The sequence below is a fragment of the Streptomyces sp. NPDC001508 genome (assembly GCF_040298665.1).
Taxonomy (GTDB): domain Bacteria; phylum Actinomycetota; class Actinomycetes; order Streptomycetales; family Streptomycetaceae; genus Streptomyces.
Map to the genome: position 1 here is coordinate 124,705 of NZ_JBEPAP010000001.1, position 26,852 is coordinate 151,556.

Here is a 26,852-nt window from a genome sequence, read left to right on the forward strand (position 1 = left end):
TCAGCGCGCCGCCAAGCGCTGGACAGGAGCAGACGATGGTCTCCGAAGCCTTCTCCCGACCCACCCTCAACCGCCGGGGCTTCCTCGGCGCGGCCCTCGCCGCCGGCGTCGTACTCGTCGCCGAGTCGACCCCGGTCACCGCGCACGCCGCGGCCGGCGATGTCACCCTGACCGCCGGTGGCATCAGCCTGTCGGCCAGTGCGGGCGGCAGGCTCGCCATTCGTGACGCCGCTGGCGTCACCCGCTCGGCCGGGTCCAAGTTCCAGGTCAAGGACAGCGTCACCGGCATCCATGTGTCCACCGGCGGTACCCCGGCCCTGAGCGCGCTCCCGGACGGGACGCCGGCGATCCGGATGGACTACACCTTCGACGCCGCCGCCGGCCCGACCGGCGTCACCGGCTGGTTCAGCGTCGGCACCTCCCGTGCCGTGCTGGAGTGGCGCGTCACCGGGGCGAACACGCTGGTCCCGGACGGCTTTCTGTTCAGCCGGGCGATCCAGGCGCCGACCGCGCCCGACGACTGCATCCCGATCACCGAATGGGTCCGCGACACGGGCGGAGGCATCCCGTACGAGGCCACTGTCGGCATTGCTCACACCTCCACCTGGGGAGCCGCGCTGCACGGCCTGTTCCTGCTGGACCGGTCCCGCCAGGCATGGACGAACGCGACCTGGGTGCACGCGCCGGGTGTCGCCGACCCCGTCGGCGGCTGGACCAGCCGGGCCGACTTCTTCTTCTCCGAAACCCGGCCGTCAGCCACCGCCACCGTCGGCCGGGGCCGCGAACTCGGCCTCGAACTCACCACGAACCGCGACTTCAACCTGTACGAGTCGGCCGGCGAGCAGATGGAACTCACCGCCCTGGTGGCCAACGGCGGCGCGGCCAGAACGGTCGACCTGGACCTGTGGGTGCGCGGCTTCGACGGCGCCCTGCTGGCCACCGCGACCACGACCGGCAGCGTCGCCGCAGCCGCCACCTGGCAGCACACCTTCACCCTGGCCGCACCGGCCGGCGGGATCGCGCTGGCCGAAGTGGTCGTCAGATCCGGTGACGACGAGGCGTTCGCCCGGACCAATCTCGCGGTCCTGCCGTCATACGACTACCGGGCCGGCACGGACAGCATGTTCGCCATCGCCAACTACCCCTGGCTGCAGCGGCCGAGCGCCGACGCCGTACTGGACCTGTGGCAGAAGGTCGGCATCAGCCTGGTCCGGATCTCCTACGACGGCGGCCCCGGGCTGCCGCCCGCCGCCTTCGACGCCCGCGGCATGCGCCACAACATCGAACTCCAGCCGTCGCTGGATGTCACCGACACCGAGGCGGCCACCTGGGCCGCGGACAAACTGGCGGTAGCAGTCGGCGCCGGCGCCGGCTACTTCGAGGTCGGCAACGAGCTGAACAGACCGTTCAACACCGGCGACGCCGCGCAGGCGTACCTGGACAAGGCACTACGGCCGGTCTTCGACCGGCGTGCATCCACCGGCGAAATCGTCAAGCTGATGAACAACGGGCTGGCCGGCATGGACAAGCCATGGGTGGAGAACTTCATCGCGGCAGGCGGCTGGGACCTGATCGACGCCTTCGCCTACCACCCGGGACGGGGCAACTTCACCCCGGACTACATACCGCCGGGCGACGACTGGGACACCGGAGGCGACGGCACCTACTGGAACTTCTACGGTGGCCTGCGCCGGCTGAAGGCACTGATGGCCGAGCACGGCGAGAAGGAGATCTGGCTGACCGAGGCATACGCACCGACCAAACCCAACAGCTGGTGGCACGACACCTACCGGCATGCCGCGGAGAACGTGCTGCTCACCCTGGCACTGGCCAAGGCCGAGGGGATCCGGGGCGTGTGCTGGTACCAGTTCCACGACAGTGTGCTCGGCATGCCGCAGGTCGCCGACCCGGACAACGTCGAGTACCACTACGGCCTGATGAACCGCGACCTCAGCCCGAAGCCGTCGCTCCTGGCGTACGCGACCGCGGCCCGCACGCTCGACCAGGCCACCTTCCAGGGCTGGCTGACCTTCGCCGACCCGCAGACGTTCGGCTTGTGGTTCGACACACCCGACGGGCCCGCGGTCGTGCTGTGGAACCGGGCCGACGGCTACCTGCTGAACACCGTCGGCCGGCGGACCGACTGGCACTTCCCCGCCCCCGAGGTGTGGATCGACCCCTGGCCGACCAAGACCACGGTCGTGGTCGCCGCCACGACCGCCGTACAGCAGGTGGACGCGGTCGGGCAGGTCCGGCAGATCCCGGTCACCCGTGGCAATGTGACGCTGACACTCGACGGCGCGCCACGGATCTACTACGGTCTCGCACCGAGCACGGACGGCCAAGGCCACCACACCCTCGCGGGCGGCCCGTTGGAGACGCCCCGACCGACAAGCCCCGGACGCAGACCGCGCCGGTCGCCGTCTCCGGATTCACCGGCGCCACTCATCGGTTCCTGACCGGGCGTCATGCTCGGCGACCGGCGACCGGCGACCGGCGCCGCAGCCTGATCGACCGGGCCGGTACCGCGATGGCGAAGTCCGTCGTCACGCTCGTCGCCCTTGCGGTACCGGCCCGGTCCTACAGGGCAAGCGAGTTCAGATGTCACCCGATGGTGCAGCAGACCCGCGCGCTCCGGCCGTGTGCCGTGTCAGCGGATCATGCGTTTTCCCTTGACGGAACACACCCGGTCGGCAAAGGGTGTGCTTCAGCCGCGCGGCCCGACCGCGGCGAGAAGGAAGGGTACCGGTGGACGTCCGGGGAGAAGACGCGCTCTCGGCGCTGTCGCCGTCACCACAGCTCTGGTGGGAGGACTCCGCCTCCAGCCGTCCCGACAACGTTGTCTACGCCGAGCGGACCCAGGCCCGCGACCGGATCACCACTCCCCCATGGCCCGGTGAGCCGGTGGCTGCCCGACCATCGGAAGGATGCCCTCACATGCGTGACGAGGACCGGCGGGCGCCCGGGCGCCGCGGACTGCTCAAGGCCCCGGCGACCTCTGTGGGCACCGCGCCGGCCGGCCCGCTCGTGGCGGCCGACGCCACCCCCGCGGCCACCGCGCCGGCCACGGCTCGGGGACGCGGGCTGTGCCCCGGAGATCACCGACGACGGTCTCATCCTGCTGGTCCACCACGGCCGTTCGGACGGCAAGGGCGGTTACACCGAGGGACAGTACTCCGGCGGGCAGTTGCTCATCGACCCGGCCGAACCGACGAAGACGGTCGCCCGGCTGGAGCGGCCGTTTCTCGTGCCGACCTGCGACGACGAACGGGGCGGCCCGGTCAACCACCTGGTCTTCGGCGAGGGGCTGGTGCGCTTCCGCGACGCCTGGTTCCGCTGCTACGAAATGGCGGACTCGGCCCTGGGCGCTGCCCTGTGGCGTCCGGGCCGCAGGCACCGACCACCGCTCCCCCGGGAGCATGACGCAACCGCCACCACCACCGTCCGCCACCGTAGGTACCGCAAGGCACTCGGCGGAGCGCGACCGTGGACACGTGGCCCGTCCCCGAACCCGGGTTCCGCTCTCACGGCGGCGCCCCGAGGCCATGCGGCCCACGCCGTGCCACGACTGGTCTCGACAACGTTGTCTCAACCCTGTGAGGAGAACACTGTGGGGTCGATCTCCCTGCCTCTCGGCCGTCGCCGCCTGCTGCAACTCCTCGGTGCCACCGGCACCGCGACGGCCCTGTCCGCAGGACCAAGCTCCCCGGCGGCCGTCGCCGCCGCGCGCCCCGCCTCGTCGGACGGTTCCGGCGACACCGACGACATCACCGCCACGTACTACCGCGTGCTGCTGCGGCACACCCGCTGGTCCGAAACACAGTGGGACGAGGCGCGGGGCATCTACACCGACAAGTACTTCGGCTTCGCCGTCGTGCTCGGCCACGCCGTGCTGCTGACCCACGGCACTTTCGACGAGGAACAGGCCGGCATCGACCGGGACACACTCAAGCGCCGAACCCTCGCGACGCTGCGCCACTTCGCCGCCTCGAACCGGCTGACGGGCGGCAAGCAGTGGGGCCGTACGCTGTTTTTCGACACCACCTTCCAGTCGTACTTCATCCTGGCCGCCCGGCTGCTCTGGGACGACCTCGACGCGGAAACCCGCTCCCTGGTGGACCGGATCGCCCGCGAGCAGGCGGCGTACACCCACTCCCTCGGCACGGGCGACGACCCGGACTCCGGTGACTGGACCCCCAATGGGCTCAAGGGCGGGTACGTCGGCGACACCAAGCTGGAGGAGATGGGTCTCTACGCCCAGACCCTCGCCCCGGCACTGGCCTGGGCGCCGGACGACCGGCGCCGCGCCGACTGGGCCACCGACTACGGCACCTGGTCGCGCAACGAGGCCGGTCTGCCGCAGGCCGACCTGGCCAACCCGGCGCGCGTGGACGGCGTTCCGGTCTCCCGTAACACCGCCCACAACGTCTACGACACGTTCATCGTGGAGAACCACGGCTCGTTCGGACCGCACTACCAGGCGGAGCTGTGGCGCACCTCGGGCCGCAACGCCGCGCACTTCCTGGCCGCGGGCCTCCCGCTGCCCGAGGTGCTGACCCGGCAGCCGAACGCCGGCCCGTTGTGGCGCACCCTGCTGGGTGTGATGTCCGACGCGGGCGAGCCGCTGATGCCGATGGTGAACGACCGCGAGCATCTCTACGGGCGGGACGTGATCCCGTTGGCCTTCCTTTCCCGGGTGATGGGCGACCGGGCCGCGGCCCGCGCCGAGTTGGAGCTGGCCTCGCGTCTGGAGGCGTACCAGCAGTACCCGCCGGAGCACCGGCTGGCGAAGTTCTCCGGCGAACCCAAGTACGAGCCGGAGGCGCGCGCCGAACTCGCCATCAGCTATCTGCTGCACATCTGGCCGGACGCGGGCGAGCGGGTGACGCCGCTGTCCCGTGCGGAGCTGTTCGAGCACGCTTCCGGGGTCACCGACTTCGGGACCGGACCCGGCCTGGTGTCCCACCAGGCCGGCGCCGCCTGGGCGGGTGTGGTGACCAAGCCCGGCTTCGTCAAGTTCGCCTGGCAGCCCGGCCACGACGACTGGCTCTTCCGGCTCAGCGGCAGCACGCCGATGGTCCTGCCCTCGGCCTCCGTGGAGGTCACCGGCCGGTCGGTGCGGGTGCACACCGGGCTGCGGGACGGCTTCGACGGCAGCGCGACGCTGCTGCGGCTGCGGGACGGCTTCGCCGGCTGCACTACGCTCCCCACGGGCGCCGTCGTCTACGCCGCCGATGGCCAGGACACCCGTGGCTGCCGGCTGGAGGTGCACAATCTCACCATGCCGGGCGTGCCCGGCCTGGACGGCAGCCGCACCTACCGCTTCGCGGAAGGCTCGGCCACGGTCGACGCCCAGGACACCTCCGGCGGCTCGACGGGCCGTGTCGACGAGCTGGCCTTCGACCGCGCGACGGTACGGCACCTGCGGGTCCTCGGCGTGCAGCCCGACCCGTCGTACGGGTACTCGCTGTTCGCCGTCGAGGCCCGCGACGGGAAGGAGGGCCCGGACCTCGCGCGCGGCGGGAAGGCCACGGCCTCCTCGTACACCCCGGGCAAGGGGCCGGAGTTGGCCGTGGACGGCGACGCCACGACCCGCTGGGCCGTGTCCATCGCCGACCGGCGGCGGGCCGACAGCTGGCTGGCGGTGGACCTCGGCGCGGTGCGCACGCTCGACCGGGTCACCCTGCGCTGGGAGAAGGCGGCGGGCCGTGCCTACCGCGTTCAGGGCTCGGCCGACAACGAGCGGTGGACGGACCTGGTGAGCGGGCCTGCCCCGTCGCTGCGCAGCCGCGGCGGATGGCTCGACGTCGACGGCCGCGCGGGCCTCGTGCTGCGCGGCGAGCAGTACCCGCTGGCCGTGTACGGGGACATGATCGTCCTGGCCGAGGGGGCGCAGGGCCCGCTCGTCGTCGAGGGCCACTGCGGCGCGTCCGCCGCCGAGTTGAGCGCGCTCGCCCGCCGGCCGGCGCCCGCAGCCGGGGACCCCGGGGTCCGCGCGGCGGTCACCGACGGGTATCTGAGCCTCTTCAACCTCTCGTCGCAACCGGTCCGCACGGTGGTCGCCCTGGAGCAGGGGGGCCGCCACCGGGAGGTCTACGAGGGCGAGCAGATGGTGACTGGGAACGGACTCCGCTACGAGGCGCGCCTCGACGCGGCGTCGGCCCGCCTGCTGCCTCCGAGGTTCACACTCGTCCCGCTGTCGGGACGGTCACTGCCGACCGGGCTGCGGGTGCGGGTCCTCGACGCCGCCACCGTGCACCTGTCCGGGCCGGCCTGCCGGGTGCGTATCGAGGCCCAGGGCCGCAGCACGGCGGTGACGGTGCGGCCCGGCCGCGGCACGGAGGTCACGGTGCCCGGCGCGCGGCCGTATCCGACGAGGGACCACGCGCTGGGCCGGACCACCTTCCCGAACGCGCCGCTGCCGCCGGGTATGTCGGAGCCGGACGCCGCGGTGGACGGCGACCCGGACACCTCATGGCGTCCGGGCCGCAACGGCCGCCTGGTCGTGGACCTCGGCGCCCCGCGCGCGGTACGCCAGGTGGAGGCCGAGTGGTCCCGCAACAACGCACCGGCCGCGTATGTGGAGTTCAGCGACGACGGTGTGCGCTACCGCAGGGTGGGCGCACTGGACGGCCACGGCCGCGTCCGCCGTCTGCACCGTACCGGCTCGCCGCGCTATGTCGCGCTCACGGTGTCCGGCACGCCGGACGGACACACCGGCGTCGTACGGCTTTCCGTGTACTGAGCCGCAGGTGCCCCGGCGCCGGGGCACCTGTCCCACCCGGACGAGTCCAGGCCGCCGCCGCGGGCCGCGGGATCCCCGGCCAACCCCGGCCGCCGCCTCCGACGGGTTCGCCGGCTCAGGGCCGGACAGGGGAAGCCCTTCCCGGTCCCGGCGGCGGGCTCGTCGGCTCCGTGTGTTTCCGTTGGAAACGTTCCACAGGGAGCACGAGGTTGCCGGGTCCGGCGAAGTGCCGCCGCCCGGTCTCGAAGAGCAGGTACAGCAGGCTCTTCGCACCGTTGCGGCCGACGAACTCCCTACGCTCCGCGCCGTCCTCGGTGCCCCTCTTCGACCAGCCGTGCCGGGCGCTCTCAGAGCGCGGGGCGCAAGTGTCCCCGCCGCTTGGTCCTCGGCGGCTTGATCTCGTCGAAGGTCGTGGTCAGGCCGCGCCCGCCCCGTCACAGCAGCCGCCGGATGTCACCGCGGACCCGGTAGAAACCGCCGGCCGCCGCATGCAGGGCCTCCACGACGTAGCGCGCCCCGGACTCCCGTATTGCTCGCGGGAACTGGACGTTCCAGGACGGGTCGTAGCCGTCGGACACCACGTGCACACGCAGGCGACCGCTGTCCTGGACACACTCGACGACGACCGTCCCGGCAGGGGCCTGGGCGACGGTGGCCACCGCGCTCACGGCCGTGGCCGGAGCGTAGGCCGGCAGGGCCGCGGCGAGTTTGACGTCCCGTGGCACCGGCACCGTGCCCTGCTGCGCCGCGGAGATGGCAGCCTCGCTCGCGTCCACGCACACCAGCGAGCCGTCCGTGGTCACCAGGTACAGCCGCTCATCGTGGTACTGCATCGACAGGGCCGAGCCGCTGCCCGTGCCGAGCTTCCACAGACGCATGCCGTCCCGGTCGAAGCAGTAGACGGACGAGGCCGCATCCCCGGCGAAGACGAACCGTCCACCGGGCGAGGTGGCGCACGAGTACACCGCGCTGTCGCAGGCGTAGGTGGCCTCGATCGTGCCGGTCGACTTCGACAGCCGCTGGACCACGCGGTGCGCGGTTCCCGCGTACACGGCGTCCTCCTCCTGCCAGCCGAACAGGACACCGCCCCGAGTGGGCGTGTGCCACAACTCGCCGCCGCCGTCGGGCGCGTAGGCAGTGACGCCCCGGTGATGGCCGTGGTAGACGGCCCGGTCGTCGGCCCGGACCATCCAGGCGTGCTCGCCCTGGCTACGACGGGCCCACTGATGCTCGTCCTCATGGTCGATGACGGTGAGCCGGCCGTCGCGGTCCGAGACGTTCAGGATGCCCTCGTGGATGTCCAACCAGAAGATGTCGACGTCCGCCGCGATGTCGTACGCCGCGAAGGGCAGCTTCGAGGACAAGTCGTAGACCCGGCCGTCGTCGCAGCCCGCGTAGATCCAGAAGTCGTCGGCGACCAGGCACTTCACGCCGTCCGGCAGGCTGAATCGGGCGAGGACGCCGCCCTCGTGGTCCAAGGTGTAGACGTCGCCCGCCTCGTTGCCGACCCAGCAGCGCTCTTCGTCGACATGGATACCGAACGCCGAGGAACCGGTTCGGAACCGCCACAGCACGGGCGCCACAGCGCGCGCGGTGGACGGAGCCGAGACCACCTGACGCCGGGTCACCGCACGCGGGGCGCGCTGCCCTGGAACGGACGGGGCATATCCCTTGCGGACCTTCTCCCCCACCTTCTTCGCGGCGGCTGCCTGCGCTTTCTGCGCCGTGGGGAACGTCGTTGTCTGGGTCTGTCCCGCCGCGCCGATGCGCCCGTACCGCACGGTCACCACCTGGCCGTCCACGGCCACCTCGTAGAACTTGTGCGCGCCGCCCCCGTCCTGCGACAGCTCCAGATACGTCGTCGACACCGCAGACCCGGCAGACATGGCAGACCCCTCCTCAGGACGGACCCGCGGTCGCTCCGGCAGGTCCCACTGCTCAAACCGTAGGGCAAGCCACTGACAACCGGCCTACATCGCCGCCTTGAGCAGAAGGCACACGGGCAGGCGGGCGACCAGGACACATACCCACGATCACTGAACCATCCGCCGCCAAGGAGAGGACTGTGTGCGCGGGTCGGATGTGGTGGGGCCGGTGGGCGTACGACGGTGTGTTCTCCCGGCCATGGAGATCACTCCGGGCGTAGGTGAGAGGCGCCAGAGCACTGGACCTGTCCGCAGAGACGATCGCCGCTGTGAGTTGCATCGTGCCCATGTGGGTGTTCGCCCTGCTTCACCTCCTCGCCGCGGTGCTGACGCCGGCTTTGAAACATCCCCGGCCTGCTCTGGTGCGCCTCGGGGAGCGGGGCAGACGCCGATCCCCACCCCCTGCCCATCTCCTCCTCCCCCACGCCGTCGGCGGCCGTCGGCCGGCGGCTCAGGACTCGGCTCGGTCGCGGCCGCGCAGCAGGTCCGCCGCCTTCTCGCCGATCATGACGGTGGCCGCGTTGGTGTTGGTCGACACGATCTCCGGCATGATCGAGGCGTCGGCCACCCGAAGGCCCGTCAGACCATGGACGCGCAGGTGCGGATCGACGACCGACAGCGCGTCCACGCCCATCCGGCACGACCCGGCGGCGTGCCCGTAGGACTGCACCGCGTCCCGGACGAACGTCTCCACCGCCCGGTCGTCGGCGCCGACCAGCGGGTGCTCGGCGCCGCGCCACGCGTCGAACGGCGCCGTCCGGCCGATCTCCAGCGCGTGCCGGACGCCCGCGACCAGGGCGCGCAGGTCCTGCGCCTGGTCCAGGTAGCGGAAGTCCAGCAGCGGCGGCGCCTCGGGGTCGGCGCTCGCCAGCGTCAGCCGCCCCCGGCTCGCCGGGCGCATGTGCCCGACGCCGAAGGTGTAGCCGTACTCGGGCGCGCGCTGCCAGGGGTTGGTGAACGGCACATGGATGAACACGATCTGGAGGTCCACCGAGGCGCGGCCCGGCTCGCTGTCGAGCAGCAGGGTCACCTCACCCAGATTGCCCGACGGCGGGGGCAGCGGCCCGCGTGAGGGCGTGGTCAGCCCGGCGAGGATGATGTGGTCCTGAAGGTTGCGGCCGACGCCGGGCAGGTCGTGCAGGGCCTTCACACCGGACCGTTCGATCTCCTCGGCCGGCCCCACTCCGGAGCGCAGCAGCAGGTGCGGGGAGCCGATCGCCCCGGCGCACAGCACCACCTCGGTGCCCGCCGCGCAGTGCACCGGCTCACCGTCCACGACCGCGTCGAGGCCGGTGCAGCGGTCGCCGTCGAAGGTGAGCCGCTGCACCAGGGCCCTGGGCAGCAGGTCCAGTCCCGGGCGGCCGAGGGCGGGTTCCAGATAGGCCGTGGCGGTGCTCTGCCGGCGTCCGTCGGCGATGAGCAGGTCATGGCTGCTCGCTCCGCGCAGCTTCGGCCCGTTGAGGTCCTCGGTGAGCGGGTGGCCGGCCTCCTGCGCCGCCTCCAGGTAGGTCCGGGACAGCGGGTGCAGTGACGCCGAGGGCGCCGGACGCAGCGGTCCGCTGCCGCCCCGGTAGCGCGCATCGCCGTGCGGCGCCGTCTCCGAGCGTCGGAAGTACGGCAGGACGGAGGCGTAGTCCCAGCCCGTGCAGCCCTGGCGGGCCCAGGTGTCGAAGTCACCGGGGTCGCCGCGCAGGAACGCCATGGCGTTGGTGCTGCCGGTGCCGCCCACCGTGCGACCGCGGGGAATATCGTGCACATGACCTGTCGCGCGCTGGCGTACCGTGCGGAACGCCCAGTCGACGTCCGTGCCGTGCAGCGCGGGCCAGGTGTGCGGGGTGGTGATCCGCGGGCTGCTGTCGGGGGCGCCGGCTTCGACCAGCAGGACAGTGCGCGCGCCGTCCTCGGTGAGCCGGGCCGCCACCACACAGCCGGCCGTCCCCGCCCCGACGACCACGTAGTCGTGGGTGAGGGTGCGGGTCACAGCGCCACCACGACCGTCTTGGTCTCCAGGTACTCCTCCAGGTTCTCCCGGCAGGTCTCGCGGCCCCAGCCGGACTCCTTGGTGCCGCCGAACGGCAGCGCGGAGTCCGCGGCCTGGTAGCAGTTGACCCAGACCTGCCCCGACTCCACGGCGGCGGCCATCCGGTGGGCGCGCGAGACGTCCCTGGTCCACACGGCCGCGCCCAGCCCGAAGCGAGTGTCGTTGGCGAGGCGCAGCACCTCCTCCTCGGTGTCGAAGGGGACGGCGCAGACGACCGGGCCGAAGATCTCCTCGCGTATGGCGCGCGAGTCGGGCCGGACGCCGACCAGTACGGTCGGCTCGACGAAGTAGCCCTCGCCCTTGAGGGCGCGTCCGCCGGTGACGGCCCTGCCGCCGTCGGCGAGGCCGATCCGGATGTACTCCAGCACCCGGTCGCGGTGCTCCGCGGAGATGAGCGGGCCCATCTGGGTGCCCGGCTCGGTGCCGCGGCCGAGCTTGAGCGAGGCCGCGTGGTCCGCGAGGCGCCGCACCACTTCGTCGAAGACGCCGCGCTGGACGTAGAGCCGGGATCCGGCGATGCAGCTCTCCCCCTGGGTGGCGAAGGCGCCGGCGGCGGCCCCCGCGACGGCGGCGTCGAGGTCGGCGTCGTCGAAGACGATGTTCGGGGACTTGCCGCCCAGTTCCAGGGACACCCGTTTGAGGTCGTCGGCCGCGGTGCGCACGATGGCCTTGCCGGTCTCCACCGATCCGGTGAACGTCACCTTGTCCACGCCCGGGTGGCGGACCAGGGCCGCGCCGGCGCTCTCGCCGTCCCCGGTGACGTAGTTGACGACGCCGGCGGGGATGCCGGCCTCCAGGGTGAGCCGGGCCAGCAGGGCCATCGAGACGGGGGTCTGCTCGGCGGGTTTGAGCACGATGGTGCAGCCGGTGGCCAGGGCCGGGGCGAGCTTCTTGACGGCCATCAGCAGCGGCAGGTTCCAGGGCACGACGGCGGCGACGACGCCGACGGGCTCCTTGAGCGTGTAGGCGTGGAAGCGGCCTCCGGAGGCGGCGGGGTAGGAGACCGGGATGGTGTCGCCGGTGATCTTGGTGGTCCAGCCGGCGTAGTAGCGCAGGACGTCCACCGAGAACGGCACGTCGAAGTAGCGCATCTCGTCCAGGGGCTTGCCGCTGTCGACCGAGTCGAGCGCGGACAGCCGTTCGGCGTGGTGCTCGATGAGGTCGGCGAGCCGCCAGATCAGCCGTCCGCGCTCCTGGGGCGTCATCGTCCGCCACGCGCTGCCGGGGGCGAAGGCGGCGCGGGCCGCGGCCACCGCCCGGTCGACGTCGGCGGTCTGCCCGGCCGGGGCGTGGACGATGACTCGTCCGTCGGCCGGGTCGTGGACCGGGAAGGTCCCGCCGTCGAGGGCGCCGACCCACTCTCCGCCGATGAGCATGGTGCGGGCGAGGAGGATGTCGTCCTGGACGTCACGGGTGTCGGCCATGGCTGTGCCTTCCTGTGGATGCTCCGGTTGTGGGTGCACGGGGCCTCAGCGGCCCGTCAGGCGGATGCTGATGCTCTTGACGTGCGTGTAGTGGTGGAGGGCCTCGATGCCCTTCTCCCGGCCGTATCCGCTGTTCTTGTGGCCGCCGAAGGGCATCTGGACCGACTGGGTGGACCAGGAGTTGATGTAGACCTGCCCGGCCTCCAGGGCCTCGGCCACCCGGACGGCCCGGGAGATGTCCGCGGTGAACACCCCGCCGGCCAGGCCGAATTCGGAGTCGTTGGCCAGGGCGACCGCCTCGTCCTCGGTGTCGAAGGGGATGACGACCAGGACCGGTCCGAAGACCTCCTCGCGGGCGATGCGCATGTTGTTGGTGACACCGGAGTAGACGGTGGGCTCCACGAAGAAGCCGCCGGTCAGGCCCGGTTCGTCCGGCACCCGGCCGCCGGTCTCGGCGGTGGCGCCCTCCTGCTGGGCGATCCGGAAGTACCGCTGGACGGTCTCCCACTGGCCGCGGGTGATCATCGGGCCGATCTCCCGGCCGGGCCGCAGCCGGCGGGTGGCGTCCACCACGGCGGCGGTGAACTCCTTGTGGATGGTGCGCTCGACGAACAGCCGGGTTCCGGAGGAGCAGACCTGGCCGGCGTTGGTGGCGAACGCGCGCACGGCCTCGGTCGCGGCGAACTCCAGGTCGGCGTCGGCGAAGACGATGTTGGCGGACTTGCCGCCGAGTTCCAGGGTGAGCGGCAGCACCCGGTCGGCGGCGATCCGCCCGATTTCCTGCCCGACGGGCACGGAGCCGGTGAAGGCCACCTTGCGCACCAGGGGGTGCCGCACGATCGCGGTGCCGACCTCCGTGCCGCGGCCGAGGACGACGTTGAACACGCCCGGCGGCAGGCCCACTTCGCCGGCGATGCGGGCCAGCGCGACGGTGGTGCGGGAGGTGGACTCGGCGGGTTTGGCCACCACGGTGTTGCCGGCGGCCAGGGCCGGGGCGCAGGCGCGGGCCGCCTGGTTGAGCGGCAGGTTCCACGGGGTGATCACCCCGACCACGCCCAGCGGCTCACGCAGGGTGTAGACGTGCAGGTCGGGCCTGATGTCGAGGACGTCGCCCGCGGGGAGGTTGACCAGCGCGGCGTAGAACTCGAAGTACTCGGCGGCGCCCCGGATCTCGGCCCGGGACAGGTCGAGCGGTTTGCCGGTGTCGGCGCTCTCCGCGGCGGCCAGGGTGTCGGTCTCGGCCAGCAGCCTGCGGCCGATGGCGGCCAGCAGCCGTCCGCGTTCGGCGGAGGCGAGATGCCGCCAGCCGTGGGCGGCGGCGCGGGCGGCGCGGGCGGCGCGGTCGACGTCGGCCGCGGTGCCGAGGGTGACCTCGGCGCCCGGGCCGCCGGTGGACGGGTCGGTGCCGACGCGGGTGGTGCCGCCCGCCGAGGGTACGGCGGCGCCGTCGATCCAGTGCAGCAGTGCCCCGGTCATCGGGTCGCCTCCTTGGCTTCCTCGTCGGCCGCCGTGCCCAGCAGTGCGTACATGGCGGTGTGGTCGGTCCGCGGCGGGACCGAGCGGGCGACACGGCGCCACTGGTCTGCCACGTGGCCGGACAGCTCCGCGGTACGGTCCAGGGAGCGCGCCAGGCCGACGGCGATGTCCACGTCCTTGGACATCAGCCGCAGGGCGAAGCCGGAGTCGAAGCTGCCGCTCGTCATGAACTGGGCCACCTTGTTCTCGCTGGTGTTGGTGCGGCCCGAGGAGCTGTTGAGCACCTGTGTCATCGTCTCGGGCGGGATGCCGAACGCCTCGCCGAGCGCCAGCGCCTCGACGGTGACGGACACCGTGGCGGCCGAGACCAGGTTGTTGAGTGCCTTGGCGGCGTGGCCGCAGCCGGTGCCGCCGACCGGGACGATGGTGCGGGCCATGGCGCGCAGCAGCGGGGCGGCCCGTTCCAGGTCCTTCGGGGCCCCGCCGGCCAGCACCGACAGGGTGCCGGCCCGGGCTCCGCGGACGCCGCCGGACACCGGCGCGTCCAGCAGGGACAGGCCACGGTCGGCCAGCCGGCGGGCCAGCGCCCGGGTGCGCAGCGGTTCGGAGGAACTCATGTCGATGACCAGGCAGCCCGGCGGCAGCGCCTCGGCCAGGCCATCGCCCTCCAGCACCTGCTCGACGACGTCCGAGTCCGGCAGCATGAGCACCAGGGTCGCTGTCCGCGCGAACGAGGCGTTGCCGTCGGCGACTTGGGCGGTGGGGTGCTCGGCGGCGAAGGCGGCGGCCACGCCGGGGGCGGCGTCCGCGACCGTCAGCCGGTGGCCTTCGGCTGCCAGCCGGGCCGCCATCGGCCCGCCCATGTTGCCCAGGCCGACGAAACCGATGTCACCGCTCACCGCTCGGCGTCCATCGCGTCGAGGACCTCGGCGGCCAGCCGGAAGGACTCCAGGGCGGCGGGTCCGCCGCAGTAGAAGGCGCTCTGCATGAGCACCTCCTTGATCTTCTCGCGGGACACGCCGTTGTTGACCGCGCCGCGGACGTGTGCCTTGAACTCGTGGCCCCGGTTGAGAGCGGTGATCATGGCGAGGTTGACCAGGCTGCGTTCCTTCAGGTCGAGGCCGGGGCGGTTCCACAGGTCGCCCCAGCAGTACTGGGTGACGTACTCCTGGATGTCGCGGGAGAAGTCGGTGACCGCTGCCAGCGAGGCGTCGACATGGGCGTCGCCGAGCACCCGGCGGCGCAGGGCGAGGCCGTCGTCGTAAAGGTCCTGGTTCACGTGTGGGCTCCTTGAGGAGAGAGGACGGGAGATGTCAGACCGGGTCGAAGCCGGCCCAGTCGCGGACGGCGAAGGCGTCGGTGTCCGGCGGTTGCGCTGCCGCCGGGTCGGCCGGGGCCGTCCGCCGCACTCGGCAGGCCGACCGGCCGCCGAAGTGTCCGGGGAGGACGAGCAGGCCGCGGTCGGCCGCCTCGGCGAGCAGCCTGCGACGGGTGGACCGGGCCAGGGCCGGGGCCTCGCAGAAGCAGCTGTTGACGTCGGGACGGGCGATCTGCACGGGCGAGTGGAGGATGTCCCCGACGAACAGCGCGCCTTCACCGCGGGACTCGAGTCGTACGACGGCTGATCCCGGGGTGTGGCCCGGGGCCGCCTCCAGGACGAGTTCGCCGTTGATGCGGTGGCTGTCGTGCCACAGGCCGGCCTGCCCGGCCCGGTGGACCGGCGCGACGCTGTCCTCGAAGACGTTCTGGTTGCCGTCGCCCTGTGGGCGGGGCGTGCGCACGGGGTCCCAGCGCACGAAGTCCGGCTCGCCCATCAGGTAGCGGGCGTTGGGGAAGGTGGGAACCCATTCCCGGCCCTCCAGCCGGGTGTTCCAGCCGACGTGGTCGACGTGCAGGTGGGTGTTGACCACGATGTCGACGTCCTGCGGGCGGACCCCGGCCGCCCGCAGGTTCTCCAGGTACGGCGTGTGGTGGTGGGCGTAGACGGGCGCGTACGGCCGTTCCTTGTCGTTGCCGGCGCCGGTGTCGACCAGGATGACCATGCCCTGGCTGCGGATCAGCCAGGTGTGCAGCACCGAGCGCAGGGTGCCGCGTCGGGCGTCGTAGAAGTCCGGGTCGAGCCGGTCCGCGTTGTCGCTCCAGTAGGCCGGGTCGCTGTCGGGGAAGAGGAAGGCCGGTGTGGCGGGGCTCGGCCCCGCGTACTCGCTGATCCGCCACACCTCGGCGTCGCCGACCATGACGGGCTGGGGCGTCACCATGAGCGGTTCGCCTCCGGCACGGGGTAGCGGGCCTGGAGTTCCTCGGACACGGCCGCCGAGACGAAGTTGGCGGTCTCCATCAGCTCCGGTGTGAATCCGCTGCCGCGGGCCAGGCCGCGGGTGGCGGCCATATGGGCGCTGCGGGCCTGGGCGTCGTCGGTCATACGGCGCTCGCGGGCCTCCCACCGGGCGAGGGACACCTCGATGTCGTCGCCCTGCTCCAGGGCGTGGGCGAGGTCGACGGCGTTGACGATGCCGACGCTGGCTCCCTGGCCCAGTGCCGGGCACATGGCGTGCGCCGAGTCACCGACGAGGACGGCACGGCCGGCGGACCAGGGGGTGACCCTGGTGGTCTGGTAGGTGTCGTGCCGACCGCCCTCGGCCTTGCCCGCGAGTTCGATGACCTGCGCCAGGTGCGGGAAGCGCTGCGACCACACCTCGACGTCGATGGGGATCCGCGAGGCGCGCGGGTTGCGGGTCTCGGCCATCATGCCCAGGTAGATGGTGTCGGGGCCGGTCGGGATGAACAGGATGCGCATCGCGTCCGGTTCTAGGGTCCAGAAGTCGATGACCCGGTCCCACCGCTCGCCGCGGAAGGCCTCGGGGCGCGGGACGAGCAGACGGCACACGCCGTCGGAGTACTTCTTGCGTTCCTGGGCGAGGTCGGTCAGTGAGTCGCGCACGGCCGAGCCGGCGCCGTCGGCGCCGATGACGAGGTCGGCCTCGGCCTGGCCTGCGTCGGCCAGCAGCAGGGCGCCCGCCGGGTCGGCGCCGACGGCGCGGGAGCCGGTGACGATCTCCACGCCGGCGGCGCGGGCGGCGTCGGCCAGCAGGGCGTGCAGCCGGGGCCGGGTGATGGCCCAGTAGGGGTAGCCGGGCAGTTCGGCGGAGACGGTGCTGCCGTCGAGACTGGTCTCGTAGTACTGGGGCTGTACCCCGTCGGCGCGGATGGCGTCGGCGACGCCGATGACGTCGAGGGCGAGCATCGCGTTGCGCCACAGCAGGATGCCGGCGCCGAACTCGCGGACGTCGTCGTTCTGTTCGTGCAGGCGCACGGTCCAGCCGCGCTGGGCCAGGGCGGTGGCGACGGTCAGGCCCGCGAATCCGGCTCCCGCGACCTCGGCGTGCCGGGCGGTGGTTCGTTGCGTTGTCATGTCGGTACCTCCCGGGCCGGATCTCAGCTCGCCGCGTCGACCCAGACGGTCATGCTGCCGCGGGCCAGGGTGTGGAAGTGCAGGTTGAAACCGAGGACGACCGGTGTCGTGTCGGGGTCCAGGTCCAGACGGGGAACGTCGACGGCGTGGACGATGAAGACATAGCGGTGGCGGCCGGAGCCCGGCGGCGGGTTGGGGCCGATGTAGTGGCGTATCCGCAGGTCGTTGGGGAGGGTCAGGGCATCCGGCGGCAGCTGGCCGCCGGGAGATCCGGCGCCCGTGGGAATCGAGGTGACGTGTGCGGGGATGTCGGCCACGGCCCAGTGCATGAAGCCGACACCGGTCGGCGCGTCGGGGTCGTAGCAGTTGACCGCGAAGCTCCTGGTCTCGGGCGGGAAGCCGCTCCAGGACAGGTGCGGCGAGGTGTTCTCGCCGCCGATCTGCGGGTCGTGGAAGGGCTGCGGCATCCGCTCGCCGTGGCGCAGGTCGTCACTGCGCAGGTTCAGGGCGGGTGCGGGGGTGACCGCCGCGTACGGGTCGTCGTGGATCATGGTGTGTCCTGTCGGGGGGTGCTGTGGATGGCGAGGGTGCGCAGGGTGCGGTGGACGTCCCAGGTGCCCGTCCAGCCGGAGGGGAGGGCGGCGGTGCTGCCCGTGGTCAGTTCGTGGCGGGTGCCGTCGGCGTCGGTGACGGTGGCCTCGCCGTCCAGGACGTGGAGGAACACCGCGCGGCCCGGCTCGGTCGGCGCAGCGCTGCCGGGCTCGCACGCGAGCACGGCGCAGCGGCCGTCGGGCCCGTCGAAGAGCACGGCCCGCCCGCCCGGCAGCGGGGTGTGCAGGACCTGTTCGGTCGGGGTGAACGCGCAGGGCACGGGGGCGCCGGGCAGCGGGGGCACGGGGGTGGTGTGCAGGTAGACCTTGCGGATGGTCTCCCGGATCTGCCAGGTGCCCTGCCAGGCGTAGGGCAGGACGAGCACGCTGTCGGCGGTCAGCTCGTGGCTGGTGCCGTCGGCGTCGGTGATGGTGGCGTCGCCGGAGAGGATGTACATGAACGAGCCGCGCCGGTCCTTGACCCGGGGGTAGACCCCGGCGTCGCAGGCCCAGAGGGCGAAGAAGCCGTCGGGGCCGTCGAGGAGGGTGCGCTCGGCGGCGTAGGGCGCCCCCTCGGTGACGGGCTCCATGGAGACCCGTTCGGGCAGGGGGCCCCGCGCCACCTGGTCGGGGCCGAGGTGGACGGACGGTACCGTCCGTGGGTTGACTGGCTTGACGGTCACGGATGCGCTCCTCGGTCGGAAGAGGGGACCAGCGCGGGCTCGGCGGGGGCCGGGATCCCGAGCAGGTCGAAGGACGGGCGGTGCATGAGGGCGTGCAGTTCCTCGTCGGTCACGGCGGTGTGGGCGATCTGCTGCATGCGGGCGACGACGCGGCTCAGGGCCGCGGCGGCGCTGCCGGCCGCCACCATGGGCGAGTCGCTGCCGAACAGGACCTTGTCCAGCACGCCGTACTCCTTCGCGGCGGACAGCGCGGTGGCCAGGACCGTCGGGCGGCTGGCGATGGCGGAGGTGTCGGCGTAGACGTACCGGTTGCGCCGCATGACGACGGCCGTCTCGTGCACCCATGGGTGGCCCATGTGGGCGATGACCAGGCGCAGCCGCGGGAAGGCGATGGCGACGTCGTCCAGCAGCAGCGGGTTGGCGTCGGCGAGTCGGCCGGCGTTGGCGAAGATGGCACCCTGGTGGATCATGACCGGCAGTCCGAGCCGCTCAGCCGCCGCGAACACCCGCGTGGTCAGCGGGTTCAGCGGCGAGGTGCCCTGGTAGATGGGGCCGAGTTTGAGGCCGCACAGGCCGAGGTCGGCGTGGCAGCGCTCGATCTCCTCGACCGCGTCGTGGCGGGTGGGGTCCACCGACATGAAGCCGACGGTCTGCCCGCCGACGGCGCGCACGAACGCGGCGACGGCGTCGTTGGGGACCATGATGCCCGAGGCCTGGGCCTGGAGTCCGAAGACGATGGTCCGCTCCGCCGGGGCGCTCTGCCTGCGGTAGGACTCGACGGTCACCCGGTCGATGGCGTCGGCGGCCAGGCGGGTGGAGACCCGGCCCAGGCCGTCGGTCCAGGGCGGACCCTGGTGGTCCGGCAACCAGAAGTGCGTGTGAACGTCCGTGATCATGGCTGACGCTAGACCTCGCTTCGCAGATAGGGGACTGCCAGTGCCTCGGGGGCGCGGTGCCGCCGTTTGCCTTCGGCGCCCAGCGCGATCAGCGCCAGCAGGTAGGGCATGCCGAGCCAGAGGGGCACGGGCACGGTGAGGGTCGGGGCGGTGACGGCCAGGGCGGCCAGGCCGGCGGTGCAGGCCAGGGCCGCGGCCTCCACCGCGGTGGGCCGGACGCCGGTGGCGCGGCGCCGGAACCGAGCGAGCGCCGTCGCCAGCAGGACGAGGACCGCCGCGGCGATCCACACCTCGCGGGGGATGCCCCCCGCCGCCTGGATCCGCAGCTGGGTGGCGTCGGCGACCGCGAAGACGGCCACCGCGGTGCCGAGTCCGGTCATCCGCCAGCCGCCGAAGAGCACCGCGGCGATGGCCAGATAGCCCCGGCCGCCGGTCATGCCCTCGCGGAACACCCCGACGTCGCCGACCGAGAGGTACGCGCCGGCCGCCCCGGCGCACAGGCCGGAGAAGAGCACCGCGGCCCAGCGCATGCCCCGTACCCCGACCCCGGCGGCGTCGGCGGCCGCCGGACTCTCGCCCACGGCTTTGAGGTTGATGCCCCAGGTGGTCCGGCCCAGCGCCAGCCCGACCAGGACGACCAGGACGGCCGCGGCGTAGATGAACGCGTCCTGGTCGAACAGTGCCGGGCCGACCACGGGCAGATCGCTCAGGCCCGGAACCGAGAGCCGGGGCAGCGGTTCGAAGGTGCGCGACGAGCCGAGGAACCGCTCGTTGAGGAACGCGGTGACGCCGTAGCCCAGCATGGTCAGGGCGATGCCGGCCACGATCTGGTCGACCTTGGCCTCGATGGCCAGCACGGCCATCACCGCGCCGAACAGCAGGCCGGCGGCGATGCCCGCGAGGAAGGCAGTGAGCATCGAGCCGGTCAGCCGCATCCCCAGGTATCCCCCGAAGGCGCCGGCCAGCAGGACGCCTTCCAGACCCACGTTGAGCACGCCGGCCCGTTCCGAGACCAGTTCGCCGGTGGCCGCCAGCAGGATGGGTGCCGCGATCGTCACGACGGAGACCAGGAACGCCACGTCGAAGATGCCCATGTCACAGCTCCTTGGTGCCGGCGAGGGCCGGGACCCCGGCCTCGGTCCGCGTCGGCGGTGCGGGCGGGCGTGCCGTGCGGCGGCCGGTCAGGACGGCGGCCAGCAGCACCAGCACGATGACGGCGCCCTGGAGGACCTCGGCCAGGGACGAGGGCACGTCCAGACCGGCCTGCAGCGCCGTCCCGCCGACGGTGAGCGCGGAGAAGGCGATCGCGGTGAAGACCGCCAGCACGGGCGAGTTCCCCGCCAGCAGGGCGACGGCGATCCCGTTGAAGCCGGCGCCGCCCTCGAAGCCGTCACTCATCCAGGGCGCCGTCCCGGCGAAGAGCAGGGCCGCGCCGGCCAGTCCGGCGAAGCCGCCTGAGACGAGGATGGCGGCCACTCCGGCACGCCGGGGGTCAAGGCCCGACCACCGGGCCGCCTCCGCGTTGCCACCGCAGGCCCGCAGCGCGAACCCGAAGGAACTGCGCGAGAACAGCAGGGCCACGCCGAGGGCGCACAGCGGCAGCAGTACGACGTCGTACGACAGGGTCTGGCCGGGCACGGCCGCGGAGCTGGGCCAGAGCGCGGACGGCGGGAAGGTCGCGGACTGCGGCTCCTGGCTGCCCGGGCCCTGGAGGGGGCCGCGCACCAGCCAGGCGGCGACCTGGGCGGCGACGAGGTTGAGCAGCAGCGAGGAGATGATCTCCAGGACGCCCCGCGAGGCCCACAGCCAGGCGGTCAGCCCCGCCCACAGCACACCGCCGGCGATGCCGGCCAGTGCGGTGGCGGTGACGGCCAGCGGCCCGGGCAGGCCGCCGCAGTGCAGGCCGACCGTGGTGGCGAGCGAGCCGCCGACGATCACCTGCCCGGGGTAGCCGACGTGCAGCCGGCCGGCGCGGGTGGCGACGATCCAGCCGAGCGCGATCAGCAGCAGTGGAACGGCCTGGGTGAGGGTGGTGCCCGCGTTGGTGCCGTCGCCGAAAGTGCCGTTCCAGAAGACGGCGGCGGCGTCCGGCAGGGTGACCCCGCTGGCGAGCAGGATCAGCGAGGCGACGGCCGCCGCGGCGGCCACCACCCCCGCGGTGGTCAGCACCCGCGGCAGGTGCCGTGCGATGGTCATGGCGCGTCCTCCGCTGAAGTCATGAGCGCACCGATGCGCGTCCTCGTCGCGTCGCGCGCCTCCAGCACCCCGCGGATCCGGCCGTGGGCGAGCACGGCGATCCGGTCGGACAGCGCGATGACCTCGTCGAGGTCCATGGAGACGAGCAGGATCGCTCCGCCGCGTTCGCGGTGTTCGGCGAGCCGTCGGTACACGAAGTCGGTGGCCCGCACATCCAGGCCACGCGTCGGCTGGACGGCCACCAGGAGCGTGGGGTGGTCGGCGAACTCCCTTGCCAGTACGGCCTTTTGCTGGTTGCCCCCGGACAGCCGTCCGATGGGCACCTGCTCGGATTCGGCCCGTACGTCGAACTCGGCCATCAGGTCGCGGGCGCGGGCGCGGGCCGCCGCCGTGTCGATCACGCCCCGGCGGCGCAGCGGCGGTCTTCGCAGCGCACGCAGGTTGATGTTCTCCCACAGCGCCATGCCCGGCACGATGGCCGCGCGGTGGCGGTCCTCGGGGATGAGGGCGCCGCCCGCGGCATAGAAACGTCGGGGGGTTCGGTCGTCGAAGGGCCTGCCATCGAGTTCGATCCGGCCGGAGCGTGCCGGTTGGATCCCGGTGAGGGCGTCGACCAGCTGGCTCTGGCCGCTCCCGGCCACCCCGGCGATGCCGAGGATCTCCCCGGAGCGGACTTCCAGATCCGCGCCGCTGAGGACCGGCGGGCTGTGCGGGTCGAGCGGATCGCGCGCGACCTCCAGGCCGCGGACGGTGAGCACCGGCCGCCCGGGGGTGATGTGCGCCCGCTCGGGACGCGGGGCGACCACGTCACCGACCATCATCCGCACCAGTTCGTCGGCGGTGACGTCGCTGATCGGACCGGTGCCGACGACGGCTCCGCCGCGCAGGACGGTGTACCGGTCGGCGACGGAGAACACCTCGGAGAGCTTGTGCGAGATCAGCACGACGGCGTTCCCGTCGGCCGCCAACCGCCGCATCAGCCCGGCCAGTTCGTCCCACTCCCCGGGGCTGAGCGCGGCACTGGGCTCGTCGAAGATCAGGATCCGGGCGCCTCGGCAGAGGAGTTTGACGATCTCCAGCCGCTGCCTCTCCCCGATGGAGGCGTCGGCGACCAAGCGGTCGGGGCTGATCCGCAGGCCGGTGGCGGCCGCGATCTCCTCGGCGCGGCGGCGTACTTCGGCCGTCGCGTCGCCCCACGGCAGGCGAGCGGGGCGCATCGCCAGGTTCTGGGCCTCGGTGAGGGTCGGTACGAGGGTGAAGTGCTGGTGCACCATGCCGATACCGGCACGCAGGGCGTGTTCGGGCTTTCTGAAGTGCACGGCTTCGCCGTCGAGCCGGACCTCGCCCTCGTCGGGCTGGTACAGGCCGGTGACGATCCGCATCAAGGTGGTCTTGCCCGCGCCGTTCTCACCGAGGAGAACGTGGATCTCACCTCGGTGGATGTCGAGGTCCACCCGGTGGTTGGCGGTGAAGGCGCCGAACCGCTTGGTGACGCCGCTCAGGCGCAGGGACGGGGCCCGGGTCGCAGTGGTGGGCATGGCGGGTCCTAGCGCTGCGCGAAGGCGTAGGGGGGCTTGGGCAGCAGGACCTTGTCGGCCGGGGTGATGTCGCCCGCGATGATCTCCCGGGTGACCTTGTCGGCGATCGCCTTGGCCTTCGCGGTGTCCTTGCCCGGACAGAACTGGAAGGAGACCGCGCCCTTGGCCATGCCGTAGCTGATGGCGCCCGCGGGAAGGTCACCGCGCGCGGCGTCGGTGACGGCGTCCTTCAGGATCGCCGACCAGTCGACCACGCCGGATCCGACGATGTTCTTGCCGGCCTTGCAGTCCAGGCCGAACACCTGGTAGACGCCCACCTTCGAGCCGGCGGCGTCGGACGCCTGGTAGACGCCCTGGGAGCCGCTGTCCAGGTCGGACAGGACCGAGTCGACCCCGGTGGCGATCATGGCCTCGGCGGCCTGTTTGGCCTTGCCCACGTCGTTGTAGTCGCCGGTGTAGGTCTGTACGACCTTGGTGCCCGGCTTGTCGAGGCCGACCCCCTGAACCATGCCGTAGTACCAGCTGGCGGAGGCCGGGACCTGGAGCCCGGCGATCATCCCGAGTTTCTTGGATGTCGACAGCGCGGAGGCCACCGCGCCGACGACCATGGCGTCGTAGCCGACAGCGGCGTCGACCGAGGTGACGTTGTCGGCGAAGGACTCGGTGTGGGCGGCGACCAGGATAAACCTGACCTTGGGGAACCTGGGTGCGACGGCCTCGACCGCCTTGTTGAGCGAGGCCCCGTCGGCGACGACGACGGCGTTGGCGGCGGCCAGCCTCTGCAGACCCATGATCTGGTCCTGCGAGTTGGAGACGTTGTCGACGATGGAGGACAGTTTCAGGCCCTTCTGGGCGGCGATCGCCGCTTTCACCCCGGCCAGGCCGTACTGGGTGAACCCGGCGTCGTTGCGCGGGGCTTGGGAGATGAAACCGATCGAGACCGACTTGCCGGCCTGACCGTGGCTTGTGGTGGAGGCGGCGCCGCCGGACGAACCGCCGCACGCGGCGAGGGTGAGTGTCAGGGCAACGGTGGTCGAGACGAGAGGGATCGCGGCACGCATGATGACCTTTCCAAGGCCCGACTCTTCGGGCAGTGCATGAGCGAGATGCGAAAGCGGCGCCCACATGAGCTGGTATGCCAGCCGGGCAGTAGAGGTACCACGTGGTGTGACGGTGCGATCAGATTTCCATCTACCATACTAGGTGTCAAGGGTCGTGCAACGTTCGTCTTTCGCCGCGTAACCAGGCCGTGGTCTAGCCCTCTTGACGTGCACGGGAGAGTCCGACCAGCTCGACCGGAGTGCACTGAGAACCATCTGACATGTCAGATGCAAGACGGTGTACTGACATTCCAGAGGCGGGCGCGGTGCGACGTGCGCACGATGGGAAGCGGTGCGGGTGCGGCATGACCGAGAGGGCGCCAAGAGCGCCGCGGGCGGTGGGGGCCCGCCTCGGCGTGGCCCGGCGACAGACCTGACACGCGGGCTCGACGGCCGCAGACCACGGCGCCGACGCCGTCACCGGGCCGGTCGGCGGCCCGGTCCGCACGGACGCGCGTCGGCTGGGGCGCAACGGTTCGCCGCTGGGCGAAAGGCCGCCTCCGCAGTATGCAATCGGCATGACGGGGCGCCTTCACCCCTGACGGAACCCGCTGCGACCGCCGGCGCCAGGCCCGTGCCGCCCGCGCCCCGGCCTTCGGCCACCCATGCGCTCGGGCGTTGTGCGACCTTGCGGAACACCGTCCTCCGCGTCGATCACCCGGTCCGGGTCCGGTCACAGGACCAGGCGCGTCATCCCCTCGCGCAGACAGTGGTGAAGGACCGGGTGCGGGTCCGGGGCCGGGTGGGCCAGGATGTCGACGCCCTCGCGCAGACAGAAGTGGCCGGTGGCCCGGGAGCCGCCGGCGCCGCGGGCCGGGCCGTGCACGCAGCGTGCTCACGCATCGGCGCAGCACCAGCACGGCCTGGCGTCATGACCCCAAGGCCCATGAGTACTTGGCATTCCGATTCGGCACCGGCGAGAGGACCCCGGGCCTACTGCTCGCCGGCATTCCGATTCGTTGCCGCCCGAGTCCGCATTCCGCGGGGCCGCGCCCGCGTCACAACGAGAACTTGACGCTGACCTCGTCGGCGAGTTCAAGGCGTCCCTGCTGGACATGGGCCCGCATGGCCTGCTCCGCCGCGTCGGCGTCGTGGGTCCGGATCGCCTGGATGATGGCCTGGTGCTCCGCCAACGACCGCTCCATACGGCCCGTGCGCCTGGTGACTATGGAGGACAGGAGACCGCGGTGGAGCTGCTGGACCAGCAGGCGGTAGTGGTCGGTCAGGCGATCGTTGCCCGCGCCCTCGGCGATGAGTTCATGCAAACGTTCGTCCGTCGCGCTGTAGCCGTCGTTGTCCCCCGCGGCCACCGCCGCGGCCAGGGCGATCATCGTCTCGTCGAGCCGGGCGACGATCTCATTGTTGGCGCGGTTGGCGCACAGCCGGGCCGCCATCCCCTCCACGGCCTCCCGGACCTCGAACAGGTCGAGGATCTCGTGGCGGCTCAGCCGCTTGACAAATGTGCCCCGACGCCGCTCGATGGTGACGAATCCGGCGCCCTCGAGTTCCTTGAGGGCCTCGCGCACCGGCATCCGGCTCACGCCGAACCGCTGGGCCAACCGGGCCTCGGAGAGCTTCTCGCCGTAGGCGATCGCGCCGGAGACGATGTCCTGGCGCAACTGCCGTGCGATCGCGTCCTTCATGGAGCCGCCATCGAGGTCGTCGAGGGTCAGCGGAGATTGCGGCGACGCGACCGCACCCTGCGACTCCTGGTACGCCCCGGCGGAACGGCCGCCTGCCTGAGCCCTGGCCATTGGACTGCGCCCCGCTTCCTCGTCGGACCTCCTAGCCGCTGAACGGTTTCTACCATACCAGTTGCTCGCCGCGGGTCGACGGAGGGGCCGAGGAGCAGCGGGGATCACCGCCACGACGTTCGGTTTCCTGAACGCTTCGGCCGCATAGGGCAGTTGCGGCCTCGACGGACCAACGAGCACGCCGCCCCCGGGTACGCCGGTGTGCGGGACGCCGACAGCGAGGGTGTACATCCGTCACCCACCGGACGGTGACGGATGTGCCGGTCGCCGGGTCGTCGCCCACCTGCGTATACGACGGCTGGTCCGTCCGGTCCTGAGCTGCCTGCGGCAGACCTTCCGCGGGCGGAATGGCCGGACTGCTGGAGCGTCATCGGCGCCGCACGGTGCGGCTTGCCCGGCAGGTGTCACCGGTGGCGCGGGAGTTGTGCGGGCGGGGAGGCCGCACGCCTCGCCGGCCTGCCGGCCGTGCCCGTTTCCCGCGGCACCGTACTGCGCCGTCTGCCGCTGCCGCAGCAGGCGCTCCCATGGGTGCTCGGCGTCGGGTGCACGGGGCTGGTGGAGGGGGCCATGTTCTCTTTCCCGGGCAGCCCCTCACACGTGTGCGTCCGGACCGCTGACAGGGGAAGCGGTCCGGGTGGCCCATCCCCCAGGACAGCGCACCCCGACGAGCCGCGTCAGGCACACCTCCCACGGCCTGCGACACAACGTATGCTCCGGCACCGCGCCCGGCCGCTCACTCCGGTGACCAAGACGGCGCCTTGCAGGGAGAACCGTGAGGCCCGATACTCCCCGCCTGGCCGTCCTCGGGTCGCGTACCACCGGCAAGCCTCCCATAATGCCCATAAGGAAGTTGTGATCAGTCGCTTGCCCGCAGCGGTACGGCGTCGGGCGTCGCACCCGCGCCGGCATCGCCCACCAGGTGTGACCCGAGGGCTTCCGCGCCGCTCGCCCCGGGTCCGCGGAGCCGGAGACGGCCGTCGTCAGCAATGACCGCCCTCATCCCGCGCACAACCGATTGCGGCCCGCGCCAGGCGCTCCGCGGTCGGCAGAGAACTCGCGGGTGCTGGTCGCC

Annotated in this window: 19 protein-coding genes; 2 read left to right on the plus strand and 17 right to left on the minus strand. The window is 72.3% G+C overall.

Annotation, left to right across the window (positions count from 1 at the left end):
- The first annotated feature begins 35 nt into the window (after positions 1-35).
- Both ABT245_RS00505 and ABT245_RS00510 read left to right on the plus strand, forming a co-directional pair.
- A complete protein-coding gene (locus ABT245_RS00505) occupies positions 36-2,459 on the plus strand; it encodes a hypothetical protein (RefSeq protein ID WP_351727244.1) in 2,424 nt (807 codons plus the stop codon).
- A 1,151-nt stretch (positions 2,460-3,610) separates the two neighbouring features.
- On the plus strand, positions 3,611-6,745 hold the full coding sequence (locus ABT245_RS00510) for a discoidin domain-containing protein (protein WP_351727750.1): 3,135 nt from the start codon (positions 3,611-3,613) through the stop codon (positions 6,743-6,745).
- 434 nt (positions 6,746-7,179) lie between these two features.
- Here the strand turns inward: ABT245_RS00510 and ABT245_RS00515 are convergent, their stop codons facing one another.
- The 17 genes from ABT245_RS00515 to ABT245_RS00595 form a co-directional block, all read right to left on the minus strand.
- The gene (locus tag ABT245_RS00515; protein ID WP_351727246.1) at positions 7,180-8,631 is read right to left on the minus strand and encodes a WGR domain-containing protein; all 1,452 of its coding nucleotides are present in this window, start codon (positions 8,629-8,631) and stop codon (positions 7,180-7,182) included.
- A 490-nt stretch (positions 8,632-9,121) separates the two neighbouring features.
- Positions 9,122-10,651 (minus strand): GMC family oxidoreductase, encoded by a 1,530-nt coding sequence (locus ABT245_RS00520; protein WP_351727248.1) that lies wholly within the window; start codon positions 10,649-10,651, stop codon positions 9,122-9,124.
- Complete coding sequence (locus ABT245_RS00525; RefSeq protein WP_351727250.1) at positions 10,648-12,135, minus strand: aldehyde dehydrogenase family protein; 1,488 nt, start codon at positions 12,133-12,135, stop codon at positions 10,648-10,650. Before ABT245_RS00525 ends, ABT245_RS00520 begins: the two co-directional genes overlap by 4 nt.
- A gap of 45 nt (positions 12,136-12,180) precedes the next feature.
- Positions 12,181-13,611 carry an aldehyde dehydrogenase family protein gene (locus ABT245_RS00530; RefSeq protein WP_351727251.1) on the minus strand — a complete coding sequence of 477 codons (1,431 nt, stop codon included), beginning with the start codon at positions 13,609-13,611 and terminating at the stop codon, positions 12,181-12,183.
- Positions 13,608-14,510, minus strand: coding sequence for an NAD(P)-dependent oxidoreductase (locus ABT245_RS00535; protein ID WP_351727253.1), 903 nt, complete (start codon positions 14,508-14,510; stop codon positions 13,608-13,610). The genes ABT245_RS00530 and ABT245_RS00535 overlap by 4 nt, the downstream gene beginning before the upstream one ends.
- Complete coding sequence (locus ABT245_RS00540) at positions 14,507-14,890, minus strand: carboxymuconolactone decarboxylase family protein (protein WP_351727255.1); 384 nt, start codon at positions 14,888-14,890, stop codon at positions 14,507-14,509. Before ABT245_RS00540 ends, ABT245_RS00535 begins: the two co-directional genes overlap by 4 nt.
- 34 nt (positions 14,891-14,924) lie before the next feature.
- Positions 14,925-15,869 carry an MBL fold metallo-hydrolase gene (locus ABT245_RS00545; RefSeq protein ID WP_351727257.1) on the minus strand — a complete coding sequence of 315 codons (945 nt, stop codon included), beginning with the start codon at positions 15,867-15,869 and terminating at the stop codon, positions 14,925-14,927.
- Positions 15,863-17,023 (minus strand): FAD-dependent oxidoreductase, encoded by a 1,161-nt coding sequence (locus ABT245_RS00550; RefSeq protein ID WP_351727259.1) that lies wholly within the window; start codon positions 17,021-17,023, stop codon positions 15,863-15,865. The genes ABT245_RS00545 and ABT245_RS00550 overlap by 7 nt, the downstream gene beginning before the upstream one ends.
- A gap of 23 nt (positions 17,024-17,046) precedes the next feature.
- The gene (locus tag ABT245_RS00555) at positions 17,047-17,574 is read right to left on the minus strand and encodes a YbhB/YbcL family Raf kinase inhibitor-like protein (RefSeq protein ID WP_351727261.1); all 528 of its coding nucleotides are present in this window, start codon (positions 17,572-17,574) and stop codon (positions 17,047-17,049) included.
- The gene (locus tag ABT245_RS00560; RefSeq protein WP_351727262.1) at positions 17,571-18,296 is read right to left on the minus strand and encodes a cupin domain-containing protein; all 726 of its coding nucleotides are present in this window, start codon (positions 18,294-18,296) and stop codon (positions 17,571-17,573) included. The genes ABT245_RS00555 and ABT245_RS00560 overlap by 4 nt, the downstream gene beginning before the upstream one ends.
- Positions 18,293-19,192: an amidohydrolase family protein gene (locus ABT245_RS00565; RefSeq protein WP_351727264.1), complete on the minus strand. Its 900-nt coding sequence runs from the start codon at positions 19,190-19,192 to the stop codon at positions 18,293-18,295. The genes ABT245_RS00560 and ABT245_RS00565 overlap by 4 nt, the downstream gene beginning before the upstream one ends.
- Positions 19,193-19,200: 8 nt before the next feature.
- Entirely contained in the window at positions 19,201-20,286 is a 1,086-nt protein-coding gene (locus ABT245_RS00570) for an ABC transporter permease (protein ID WP_351727265.1), read from the minus strand.
- A gap of 1 nt (position 20,287) precedes the next feature.
- A complete protein-coding gene (locus tag ABT245_RS00575; RefSeq protein ID WP_351727267.1) occupies positions 20,288-21,388 on the minus strand; it encodes an ABC transporter permease in 1,101 nt (366 codons plus the stop codon).
- Positions 21,385-22,926 (minus strand): ABC transporter ATP-binding protein, encoded by a 1,542-nt coding sequence (locus tag ABT245_RS00580; protein WP_351727269.1) that lies wholly within the window; start codon positions 22,924-22,926, stop codon positions 21,385-21,387. The genes ABT245_RS00575 and ABT245_RS00580 overlap by 4 nt, the downstream gene beginning before the upstream one ends.
- A gap of 8 nt (positions 22,927-22,934) precedes the next feature.
- Positions 22,935-23,987, minus strand: a complete 1,053-nt coding sequence (locus ABT245_RS00585; RefSeq protein ID WP_351727271.1) for a BMP family lipoprotein — start codon at positions 23,985-23,987, stop codon at positions 22,935-22,937.
- Between the two features lie 712 nt (positions 23,988-24,699).
- Positions 24,700-24,852 (minus strand): hypothetical protein, encoded by a 153-nt coding sequence (locus ABT245_RS45970; protein WP_502982046.1) that lies wholly within the window; start codon positions 24,850-24,852, stop codon positions 24,700-24,702.
- Between the two features lie 172 nt (positions 24,853-25,024).
- Positions 25,025-25,780: a GntR family transcriptional regulator gene (locus tag ABT245_RS00595; RefSeq protein WP_351727273.1), complete on the minus strand. Its 756-nt coding sequence runs from the start codon at positions 25,778-25,780 to the stop codon at positions 25,025-25,027.
- Positions 25,781-26,852 lie beyond the last annotated feature (1,072 nt).

Excerpts from the sequence above, each read along its gene's own strand:
- ABT245_RS00565 (WP_351727264.1), bottom strand. The coding sequence starts at position 19,192 with ATGATCACGGACGTTCACACGCACTTCTGGTTGCCGGACCACCAGGGT.
- ABT245_RS00585 (WP_351727271.1), bottom strand. The coding sequence starts at position 23,987 with ATGCGTGCCGCGATCCCTCTCGTCTCGACCACCGTTGCCCTGACACTC.
- ABT245_RS00530 (WP_351727251.1), bottom strand. The coding sequence starts at position 13,611 with ATGACCGGGGCACTGCTGCACTGGATCGACGGCGCCGCCGTACCCTCG.
- ABT245_RS00505 (WP_351727244.1), top strand. The coding sequence starts at position 36 with ATGGTCTCCGAAGCCTTCTCCCGACCCACCCTCAACCGCCGGGGCTTC.
- ABT245_RS00595 (WP_351727273.1), bottom strand. The coding sequence starts at position 25,780 with ATGGCCAGGGCTCAGGCAGGCGGCCGTTCCGCCGGGGCGTACCAGGAG.
- ABT245_RS00570 (WP_351727265.1), bottom strand. The coding sequence starts at position 20,286 with ATGGGCATCTTCGACGTGGCGTTCCTGGTCTCCGTCGTGACGATCGCG.
- ABT245_RS00575 (WP_351727267.1), bottom strand. The coding sequence starts at position 21,388 with ATGACCATCGCACGGCACCTGCCGCGGGTGCTGACCACCGCGGGGGTG.
- ABT245_RS00525 (WP_351727250.1), bottom strand. The coding sequence starts at position 12,135 with ATGGCCGACACCCGTGACGTCCAGGACGACATCCTCCTCGCCCGCACC.
- ABT245_RS00515 (WP_351727246.1), bottom strand. The coding sequence starts at position 8,631 with ATGTCTGCCGGGTCTGCGGTGTCGACGACGTATCTGGAGCTGTCGCAG.
- ABT245_RS00550 (WP_351727259.1), bottom strand. The coding sequence starts at position 17,023 with ATGACAACGCAACGAACCACCGCCCGGCACGCCGAGGTCGCGGGAGCC.
- ABT245_RS00580 (WP_351727269.1), bottom strand. The coding sequence starts at position 22,926 with ATGCCCACCACTGCGACCCGGGCCCCGTCCCTGCGCCTGAGCGGCGTC.
- ABT245_RS00545 (WP_351727257.1), bottom strand. The coding sequence starts at position 15,869 with ATGGTGACGCCCCAGCCCGTCATGGTCGGCGACGCCGAGGTGTGGCGG.
- ABT245_RS00555 (WP_351727261.1), bottom strand. The coding sequence starts at position 17,574 with ATGATCCACGACGACCCGTACGCGGCGGTCACCCCCGCACCCGCCCTG.